The organism is Chromobacterium indicum, assembly GCF_039708975.1.
In the GTDB taxonomy this organism is placed as follows: Bacteria; Pseudomonadota; Gammaproteobacteria; order Burkholderiales; family Chromobacteriaceae; genus Chromobacterium; species Chromobacterium piscinae.
This window is the reverse complement of sequence record NZ_JAYFSJ010000030.1, coordinates 1-9573: the sequence shown is the minus strand read 5'-3', so window position 1 is coordinate 9573 and position 9573 is coordinate 1. Positions and strand designations below refer to the sequence as shown.

Here is a 9573-nt window from a genome sequence, read left to right as displayed (position 1 = left end):
CTGGACATGCCGCAGAACACGCCGGCCAAGCCGTTGGCGAAGCCGGTGGTGGTGCAGATCGACATTGCGCCGGACAATGCGGTGATGTGGAACGGCGAGCGATTGCCGAACCGCGAGGCGCTGGAGACGAGGCTGTCGGCGGCGGGGAAGGCGGATCCGCAGCCGGAGTTGCACATCAAGCCGAACAAGGACGCGAGTTACGCGCCGGTGGCGATGGTGCTGGCGGAGTCGCAGCGCTTGGGACTGACGAAGCTGGGCATCGTCGGGTCGGAACAGTTCTTGCAATGACATTAAAATAAACACTCGGATGTGGCATGATGTCGGACAGGCGGCCAAACGGCCGCCTGTTCCGTAATCGACAACAAGACCGGATGACGCCGCGATGGCCACATCGGAAAACACACATATGAACATACGTCTTTGCCTGTCCGCTCTGTTTCTTCTATCGCTAGCCGCCTGTGGCAAGGGCAGCGCCGAGCATGCGTCCGCCTCAGGCAAAAACGCGTCGGCGCCGGCGGCGCGCCGCTTGTCCGGCGCCGATGTGGTGCGGGCCGAAGTGAAGCCGCTCGCCGCCGCCATTCCGTTCACCGGCTCGCTGAACGCGCTCACCAGCAGCGCGGTGGCGTCCGAGGTGGACGCCAATGTCCGCGAAGTGCGGGTGCGCGAAGGGGAGGCGGTGCGCCGCGGGCAGTTGCTGGCGGTGCTGGACGCCGAGTCGCTGGGCCAGTCGGTGGCGGAGCAGAACGCCCAGCTGGACAATTCCAAGGCGCGGCTGAAGCTGGCCAAGGTCAAGCTGGACAAGCAGCGCGAGCTGTTGGGCAAGGGCTTTATCTCCCAAGTGGCGTTCGACGAGCTGGAAAGCGACTTCCGGGTGAAGGAGGGCGAGCTGCGCGCGCAGGCCGCCCAGTTGGCGCGGGCGCAGCGCTCGCTGGCCGACGCCCAGGTCAAATCGCCGATAGACGGCGTGGTCTATGAGCGCAAGATCAACCCCGGCGAGGTGGCCAGCCGCAATATGAAGCTGTTTTCGGTGGCTGATCTGGCGGTGCTGGAAATCGCGGCCACCGTGCCTTCGCGGCTGGTGGGACAGGTGAGGGTGGGCATGCCGGCTTCGTTCAGCGTGGATGGCCGCGATGCGCAAGAGCGCGGCGAAGTGGTGCGCATCAACCCGGTGGCCATACCTGGCACCCGCAGCTTCACGCTATTCGTACGGGTGAAGAACGCGGACGGGCACTTGAAAGTGGGCCAGTTCGCCAAGGGCGGCGTGGTGGTGAGGGCGGTGAAGGACAAGGTGGTGGTGCCGATCGCCGCGGTGCGCGACATCGACGGCCAGCCCTGGGTGATGGTGGTGGAGAAGGGCAAGCTGGCCAAGCGGCCGGTAACGGTGGAGCTGCGCGCGGAAAACGAGCGCCAGGCTGCGATAGCCGGCGTGGCCGCCGGCTCCAGCGTGATCGTCGGCGAACTGCTGGGCAGCAAGGCGGGCGATCCGGTCAGCCTGCCGGCCGGCCTGGTTTGAGGAGAGCGCCATGTGGCTGACCCGCGTAAGCGTGCGCAATCCGTATTTCGCCGCGGTGTTGATGATGACGCTGTTGGTGCTGGGCCTGTTTTCCTGGCAGAAGCTGCCGGTGGAGGAGATGCCGGACGTCAGGTTGCCGATGGCGGTGGTGGAGACGCGTTATACCGGCGCCTCGCCCGAGGTGGTGGAGAGCGAGGTGAGCAAGCCGCTTGAGGAGGCGCTCAACACCGTCAGCGGCATCAAGGAAATCCGCTCCTATTCTTCCGAAGGCAGCTCCTTCGTGGTGGCCGAGTTCGAACTGTCGGTCGACCCCATCGTCGCGGTGCAGAATGTGCGCGACAAGGTGGCGTCGGTGCAGGGGCAATTCCGCCGCGAGATCGGCACGCCGTCGGTGTCGCAGGTGGACCCGAACGACAAGCCTATGCTGTCGCTGTCGCTGACTTCCAGCCAGACCCGCCCGCGCGAGCTGAGCAGCTGGACCGAGAACGTGCTGAAGAAGCGGCTGCAGATGGTGGAGGGCGTCGGCGACGTCAGTTTGATCGGTTCGGTAAAGCGCGAAATCCGCATTGATATCGACCCGGTGCGGCTGGAGGGCTCAGGTTTGTCGCTGGCCGACGTGGCCGACGCGATCAAGGCCGCCAACCAGGACTTCCCGGCCGGCAACGTTTCCACCGCGCACAAGGAATGGGCGATCCGCGTGTCCGGCAAGCTCAAGTCCGCCGACGATTTCGCCGCGCTGGCGGTGGGCTACCGCAACGGCACGCCGATCCGGCTGGACGACATCGCCGTGGTGGCGGACACCGAGGCCGAGCAGGACAGCGTCTCGCTGGTGAACGGCCAGCCCGGCCTGGGCGTGGACGTCAAGGCCGCGCGCGGCGCCAACGAGGTGGCGGTGGCCGAGGGCGTCAAGAAACTGTTGACCGAACTGAAGCCGCAGATGCCGGCAGGCACCGAGCTGCGCTACACCTATGACTCCGCCGAGGATGTGAAGAAGGCGCTGCACAGCGTGGAGTCCATGCTGCTGGAAGGCGCCGGCCTGACCATCCTGATCGTGTTCCTGTTTCTGGGCAGCTGGCGCAGCACGGTGATCACCGGGCTGACGCTGCCGGTGGCGCTGGTGGGCACGCTGTTCGCGATCCAACTGATGGGCTTCACGCTGAACATGCTGACGCTGCTGGCGCTGTCGCTGTCCATCGGCCTGCTGATAGACGACGCCATCGTGGTGCGTGAGAACATTGTCCGCCACGCCGCGCTGGGCAAGAGCCATTACCAGGCGGCGCTGGACGGCACCAACGAGATCGGCCTCGCCGTGCTGGCCACCACGCTGACGGTGGTGGCGGTATTCCTGCCGGTGGGCTTCATGGGCGGCATCATCGGCCGTTTCTTCCATCAGTTCGGCCTGACCGTAGCGGTGGCGGTGCTGATCTCGATGTTCGTCAGCTTCTCGCTGGACCCGATGCTGTCGTCGATCTGGCACGACCCCCACCATCACGGCGACCGCCACCGCGGCCCGCTGGGGCGGATGCTGGACTGGTTCGAGACCTCGCTTGACCGTCTGTCCGAGCGTTACGCCGCGGTGATCCGCTGGGTGCTGGGCCATCGCAAGACCACGCTGGCGCTGGCTTTGGGCGTCACTGCGGCCAGCTTCATGCTGGTGCCCAGCATCGGCGGCGAATTCACGCCGGTGCGCGACAGCGGCAAGATCAACGTGGTGTACCAGACCGCGCCCGGCTCTTCGCTGGAGTACACGACGCTGAAGGGCCGGGAGCTGGCCGACGCGCTGTCTGGGATCAAGGAAATCCACACCGTGTCGCTGGATGTCGGCGCCGGCAACTTCGGCGCCGGCAAGAACGACGGCCAATTGACGCTGGATATCGGCGACAAGCGCTCGCGCCAGCGCAGCCTGGACGAGGTCATCGCCGATGCCCGCAAGCGGGTGCAGCCGGTGGCTGGGGTGCTGATCAAGGCGGTGGCCAACGACGAGCAGCAGGGCAAGCCTATCTTCATCGGCCTGCGCGGCTCCAATCTGGCCGAGCTGGACGCGGTGTCGCGGGACATCATGGCCCGCATCGGCAAGGTGAAGGGCGTGAAGGACATCGAATCCAATCTGACCGAGGGCGATCCGTCGCTGAGCCTGACCCTGAAGCGCGACGCGGCGCTGAGCCTGGGCGTGGATCTCAATCGCGTCGGCAATCTGCTGTCGATGCTGCTGGCCGGCAATGTGGTCACCACCTGGGAAGCCCCGGACGGCGAGAACTACGACGTCAGGCTGAGGGTGCCGAAGGACGAGCGCCGCCAGGAACTGCTGGACCAGTTGAAAGTGGCGGGCAACCGCGACGACAACGGCGCGGCGCAGATGGTGCCGCTGTCTACGCTGATCGAGACCCGGCAGGGCGTCAGCCCGCGCCAGATCAAACGCACCAACATGATGCGCGAGATCAGCATCCTGGCCAATGTGGAAGGCCGCGACGTGGGCTCGGCGATGGCGGACATCGACAAGATGCTGGGCAATATGCAATTGCCGCAAGGCGTGCAGCGCATGCACCGCGGCCAGCAGAAGGACATGGAAGAGACGGTGGCCAACGCGCTGCGCGCGCTGGGTCTGGGCGTGATCTTCATCTACCTGATCCTGGCGGCGCAGTTCCGCAGTTTCACCATGCCGGTGACCATCATGGTGTCGCTGCCGCTGGCTTTCGGCGGCGTATTCGTCGCGCTGTTCCTGTGGGGCTCCACGCTCAATATGTTCTCCATCATCGGCATCATCATGCTGATGGGCCTGGTGGCCAAGAACGGCATTCTGCTGGTGGATTTCATCAATCGGGCGCGGGCGGAGGGCATGGCGCGCGAAGACGCCATCGCCGAAGCGGGCAGGGTGAGACTGCGCCCGATCATGATGACCAGCCTGGCGATGATTTTCGGCATGCTGCCGCTGGCGCTGGGTACCGGGGATGGCTCGGAGACCAACCGGCCGATGGCGCATGCCATCATCGGCGGACTGGCTACCTCGACGCTTTTGACGCTGCTGGTGGTGCCGGTGGTGTACACCTATCTGGACAGCCTGCGCGTCCGAATCCGCCGTCTATTGGGTGGGCGTCGCGCGCTGAAGCTGAACGAGGCGGGCGGTAAGTAAACAGGGAGCCGGCAATCGCCGGCTCCTGTCGTGTGAGCGCCCGCGGAATCACTTGCGCGGCGGGGCGACGCAGTCGTTGCCGTCGAAACTGACCGATTGAATGGTGTGGTCGCGCGGATCGACAACGAAGTTGGTGGTGCAGCTGTAGTAGGTGGAGCCGCCGCCGCTGAAGCTCCAGGGATGGTAGAAGCCGCTGCTTTGTATCGGCATTTCCTGGCTGTAAGCGGTGCGGTAGGTGTAGAGCTGCTTGCCGTTGGGCATGGTCATCTGCCCGGTGGGCGTGCCCCAGGCGGCCAGCAGTTCGTTGGCGTCGCGTCCCTGCCAGCTGTAGACCTTCTGCGCATAGCCCTGCTGGGTGGCGCAGCCGGCCAGCGACAGGGCGGCCAGAACGAGTATCGATGCCGCGGATTTCATGGCGCTCTCCTTGCTGCGGCACGCATTGGCAGGGCAAGCGGAGCCGCGGTGAATATAGAATTGCTGTTTATTTAACGATGATGTCATCTTGCGGGTGTGTCAATCGTTAAGGTGTGGGCGGCATCGGCTTTGTGTTAACGAGCTTGTTGCGCTTCGGCGCGCGAGTCGGCCAAAGCGTTGCCGCGATAGAAAATCGACCATCCTGATGAGGACTGGTTCCGATGAGAAAAACAAAGGAGAAACGACTATGTGCCTGAAAAAGCCCCTGGTGGCGGCACTGATGGTCTGGGGGAGCCTGGCGCCGCTGCATGCGGCCGCCGCGGAGAAGGTGCTGCATGTGGCGTTCAATGCTCCTGAAACCGGATTCGATCCGGCCAAGGTGTCCGATATCTATTCCGCCGCCGTGATCGAGCACATCTACGATCCCTTGCTGACTTTCGACTACCTGTCCCGTCCGGTGAAGGTGATCCCCAATGTGGCGACGGCGATGCCGACGGTCAGCGCCGACGGCCTGACTTACACCTTCCATTTGAAGAGGGGCATCTATTTCGCGCCGGACCCGGCGTTCAAGGGCAAGAAGCGCGAGCTGACCGCCGCCGATTACGTGTACTCGATCAAGCGCCTGTCCGACCCGACCGTGGCCTCGCCTCTCAGCGACACTTTCACCGACAAACTGGTGGGTCTGGCCGAGCTGGCGAAGAGGGCTGGCAAGGGCAAGCTGGATTACGACACGGTGGTTGAGGGCGTGAAAACACTGGACCGCTACACCTTGCAGCTGAAATTCAAACAACCTTTTCCGTCTTTGCCCTTCCTGCTGGCCGGCAGCTGGGTGGAGGCTCAGGCGCGGGAAGTGGTCGATGCCTACGGCGACAATACCAATGCCCACCCGGTCGGCACCGGCCCCTATGTGTTGAAGGACTGGAAACCAGGCAACAGCATGACGCTGGTGCGCAATCCCAATTTCCGCAGGGAAACATTCCATTACGGCGCGGCCGCCGACGACCAAAAAATCGCGGCTCAGATGAACGGCAAGCGTTATCCGCAGATCGACCGGATCGAAGTGTCGGTGATCCAGGAGGAGCAGCCGGCCTGGCTGGCTTTCAAGAGCGGGGAGTTGGACCTCGTGGGTATTCCTCAGCCGCTGATCAGACAGGTATTGCGCCTGGACCCCAAGAATCCGTGGCGCGCGGAGCTGAAACCGGAACTGAAAAGCAAGGGCATTCAGCTTAGCCGCGAGCTGGGCGAGGAAGTCACCTTCTACGCGTTCAATATGAAAGACCCGGTCGTCGGCGGGTACGGCAAGGACAAGATCGCGCTGCGCCGCGCGATCTCCATGGCTTTCGACACCAACGAGACGATACGGGACATCCGCCGCAACCAGGCGGTGCAGGTGCAGTACATCGTGCCGCCCAACGTGGCCGGCCACAATCCCAATTTCCGCGCCGCCTATCCCTACAACCCGCCGCTGGCCAATGCCTTGCTGGACCAGTTCGGCTACAGGGTAGGCGCCGACGGTTACCGCCATGCTCCGGACGGCAAGCCCGTCGTCGTCGATTTCCTGACCGGCCCCACCGCCATCGACAAGCAGTGGAACGAGTATTGGCAGAAGGCCTTCGACCGCATCAAGGTGAGGGCGAATTTCCGCGTGATGCAGTGGAATGAGCAGGTGAAGGCGCAGCGCGACTGCAAATTCGGCATGAACGGCGGCGCCTGGAGCGCTGACTATCCGGATGGAGATAACTTCACGCAGCTGCTGTATGGCGGCAATGTCGGCAATTCCAACAATGCCTGCTACCAGTCACCGCGCTACGACAAGCTCTACGAACAGTCGCGCTTGCTGCCTGACGGCCCGGAACGCAACCGCCTGTACGACCAGATGAACAAGATCGTGGTCGGCGACACGCCGTGGATGTTCAGCGATATCCGCTTCACCAATGCGCTGGCCCAGCCTTGGGTGAAGGGATTCAAGTTCCACCCCAATTTCAACGCCATCTGGCGTTTCCTGGACGTAGAAAAATAAGCGGGGAGCGAGGAGAACCATCATGTCCGCATTCATCATCCGCCGGCTGCTGCAAATGATCCCGACCCTGTTCGGGGTGATGCTGCTGGTCTTCACGCTGTTCACGCTGGTAGGCGGCGATCCATCGCTGGTCTTGGCCGGCAAGCATTTCTCGGCCGAAGTGCTGGCGCACATCCGGGCACAGCTGGGCCTGGACAAGAGCCTGCCGGAGCAATTCCTGCTCTTCGTCCATCAGGTGCTGACGCTGGATTTCGGCACTTCCTGGTCCACCCAGCAGCCGGTGTCCGACATCATCGGCAGCCGAATCGGGCCGTCGCTGACGCTGACCGGCGCCATGCTGGTGGTCGATCTGCTGGTCGCCATTCCGCTGGCGGCGCTGGTCGCGTATTTCCGCGGCGGCCTGACCGACCACATCGTCACCATCTCCTGCACCGTGGCCATGTCCATCAGCGCGCTGATCTACATCATCGCCGGCCAGTTCTTCCTCGGCTTCAAGCTGGGGTGGTTTCCGGTGCGTGGCTGGGGGGATTCGTTCTGGGTCAATCTGTTCGTCTACGTGCCGCTGCCCTTGCTGTTGGGTTTGATGGTGTCGCTGGGGCCGGACATCCGTTTCTATCGCAGCTTTTTCGTTGAGGAACTGGGCCAGGATTACGTGCGCACCGCGCGCGCCAAGGGCTTGTCCGAACGCCAGATCATGCTCAAGCACGTGCTGCGCAACGCGCTGATCCCGGTGGTGACCAGCGTGATGATGTCCTTGCCCTACATGTTGCTGGGCGCGCTGGTGCTGGAGAGCTTCTTCGGCATTCCCGGCATGGGCAACGAAGTGGTGCAGGCGGTGAACAAGAGCGATTTTCCGGTGATCAAGGCGATCACCATCTATATCGCCATCGCCACCATGGTGTTCAACCTGTTGGGCGACCTGGTCTACAAGTGGATCGATCCGCGCGTGCAACTGAAGTGAGCGGAGGAGAACAATCATGACGACATTGCAGAATACCGCCGGCGCCGCGCCGGCTGCGCCGTCCCGGAGCCTGTGGGGGCTGGGATGGCAGCGCTTGAAGCGCAACAAGGTGGGCTTTATTTCGATGTGGATCGTGCTGGCCTATCTGCTGGTCTCGATCGGCGGCTGGTTCAATCTGGTCGGCGCGCACTGGGTGGATGAGGTGGGCGTGCCTTATGCGCCGCCAAGCTGGGTCAAGGAGTCTGCGGACGACGTGTTGCCGCCGGAACCGGCAGCCAAGGCGGCTGCCGCGCCCATTGTCGAACTGAGCCGCGCCGAGGATCCGATAGGCAAGCAGCTGTCCGAGGCGGAGAAGCATGTCGGCGAATACGCCAACCACGCGCCGCCGCGGCTGGAGCGGCTGCCGTTCGGCGGCGACTTGCAGGGCCGCGACGTGATCCAGAAAGCGTTGAAGGGCACGTCCACGTCCATCTTCGTCGGCGTGTTCGGCGCGGTGTTTTCCCTGCTGATAGGCTGCGCGCTGGGCGCGGTGTCCGGCTATTTCGGCGGCAAGACCGACGACTTCCTCAACTGGTTCTACAGCGTGTTCACCTCGGTGCCGGACATGCTGCTGCTGCTGTCTTTCGCCGCGGTGTCCGGCCGCGGCATCACCACCATCATTTCGGTGATGGCGCTGACCAGCTGGACCGGCACTTACCGCCTGGTGCGCGCCGAGTACCTGAAGCTGAAAGGCCGCGAATACGTGCAAGCGGCGGACGCCATCGGTGCCGGAAGCCGCCGCAAGATGTTCGTCCACATCCTGCCCAACATCTCCCATTTGCTCTTGGTGCAGTTTTCCTTGCTGACGGTGGCGTTGATCAAGTACGAGGCCATCTTGTCCTTCCTCGGCTTCGGCGTCGGCGTGCGCGAGGTCAGCCTGGGTTCGATGCTGGCCGAAGCGCCGACCGAGCTGATCCAGGGCTACTGGTGGCAGATGCTGGCGGTGACCATCGCCATGTCGGTGCTGGTGACGGCGTTCAGCCTGCTGGTGGATGCCTTGCGCGATGCGCTGGATCCGCGCGCGGCGGCCAAGTGAGCGGGATGGAGGAGAAACACGAGATGAGCAATCAAAATAAAACCCTGCTGTCGGTCCGCAACCTGCGGGTGAGTTTCCGCCAGGAGGACGGCGGGCGCTTCGAGGCGCTGAAGGGCGTGAGCTTCGACATTCCGGCGCACCGGACGGTGGCGCTGGTGGGCGAATCGGGCTCGGGCAAATCGGTGACGTCGATGGCCATCATGCAGCTGTTGCCGCCGCAATCGAGCGAGATCGATGCGGCGTCCGAGCTGCGCTTCGACGGGCGCGACCTGCTGAAGCTGAGCGCGGCCGAGTTGCGCCGGCTGCGCGGCAAGGATGTCGCGATGATCTTCCAGGAACCGATGAGCTCCTTGAACCCGGTGTTCACGGTGGGCGAGCAGATTGTCGAGACGCTGACGCTGCACGCCGGGCTGGGGCGCGGCGCGGCGTGGAAGCGGGCGGTGGAGCTGCTGCGCGAAGT

General features: G+C 63.8%; 8 protein-coding genes. 7 read left to right on the top strand and 1 reads right to left on the bottom strand.

Annotation, left to right across the window (positions count from 1 at the left end; genetic code table 11):
• The 3 genes from VA599_RS23990 to VA599_RS23980 form a co-directional block, all read left to right on the top strand.
• Positions 1 to 288: ExbD/TolR family protein (locus VA599_RS23990; protein WP_346790995.1), on the top strand; the 288-nt coding region annotated here is incomplete at its 5' end.
• A gap of 118 nt (positions 289 to 406) precedes the next feature.
• Entirely contained in the window at positions 407 to 1513 is a 1107-nt protein-coding gene (locus tag VA599_RS23985; protein WP_346790994.1) for an efflux RND transporter periplasmic adaptor subunit, read from the top strand.
• A 10-nt stretch (positions 1514 to 1523) separates the two neighbouring features.
• Positions 1524 to 4643, top strand: coding sequence for an efflux RND transporter permease subunit (locus VA599_RS23980; RefSeq protein ID WP_346790992.1), 3120 nt, complete (start codon positions 1524 to 1526; stop codon positions 4641 to 4643).
• A gap of 48 nt (positions 4644 to 4691) precedes the next feature.
• On the opposite strand, the gene VA599_RS23975 is transcribed toward VA599_RS23980, so the two are convergent.
• Positions 4692 to 5057: a hypothetical protein gene (locus VA599_RS23975; RefSeq protein ID WP_021475755.1), complete on the bottom strand. Its 366-nt coding sequence runs from the start codon at positions 5055 to 5057 to the stop codon at positions 4692 to 4694.
• Between the two features lie 247 nt (positions 5058 to 5304).
• Between VA599_RS23975 and VA599_RS23970 the strand changes: the two genes are divergently transcribed.
• The 4 genes from VA599_RS23970 to VA599_RS23955 form a co-directional block, all read left to right on the top strand.
• The gene (locus tag VA599_RS23970; RefSeq protein ID WP_346790990.1) at positions 5305 to 7077 is read left to right on the top strand and encodes an ABC transporter substrate-binding protein; all 1773 of its coding nucleotides are present in this window, start codon (positions 5305 to 5307) and stop codon (positions 7075 to 7077) included.
• 22 nt (positions 7078 to 7099) lie between these two features.
• A complete protein-coding gene (locus tag VA599_RS23965; RefSeq protein WP_021475757.1) occupies positions 7100 to 8038 on the top strand; it encodes an ABC transporter permease in 939 nt (312 codons plus the stop codon).
• Positions 8039 to 8054: 16 nt separating this feature from the next.
• Positions 8055 to 9113, top strand: coding sequence for an ABC transporter permease (locus VA599_RS23960; RefSeq protein ID WP_346790987.1), 1059 nt, complete (start codon positions 8055 to 8057; stop codon positions 9111 to 9113).
• 23 nt (positions 9114 to 9136) lie between these two features.
• The coding region (locus VA599_RS23955; RefSeq protein ID WP_346790986.1) for an ATP-binding cassette domain-containing protein at positions 9137 to 9573 on the top strand (437 nt) is incomplete at its 3' end.

Excerpts from the sequence above, each read along its gene's own strand:
- VA599_RS23985 (WP_346790994.1), top strand. The coding sequence starts at position 407 with ATGAACATACGTCTTTGCCTGTCCGCTCTGTTTCTTCTATCGCTAGCC.
- VA599_RS23980 (WP_346790992.1), top strand. The coding sequence starts at position 1,524 with ATGTGGCTGACCCGCGTAAGCGTGCGCAATCCGTATTTCGCCGCGGTG.
- VA599_RS23975 (WP_021475755.1), bottom strand. The coding sequence starts at position 5,057 with ATGAAATCCGCGGCATCGATACTCGTTCTGGCCGCCCTGTCGCTGGCC.
- VA599_RS23970 (WP_346790990.1), top strand. The coding sequence starts at position 5,305 with ATGTGCCTGAAAAAGCCCCTGGTGGCGGCACTGATGGTCTGGGGGAGC.
- VA599_RS23965 (WP_021475757.1), top strand. The coding sequence starts at position 7,100 with ATGTCCGCATTCATCATCCGCCGGCTGCTGCAAATGATCCCGACCCTG.
- VA599_RS23960 (WP_346790987.1), top strand. The coding sequence starts at position 8,055 with ATGACGACATTGCAGAATACCGCCGGCGCCGCGCCGGCTGCGCCGTCC.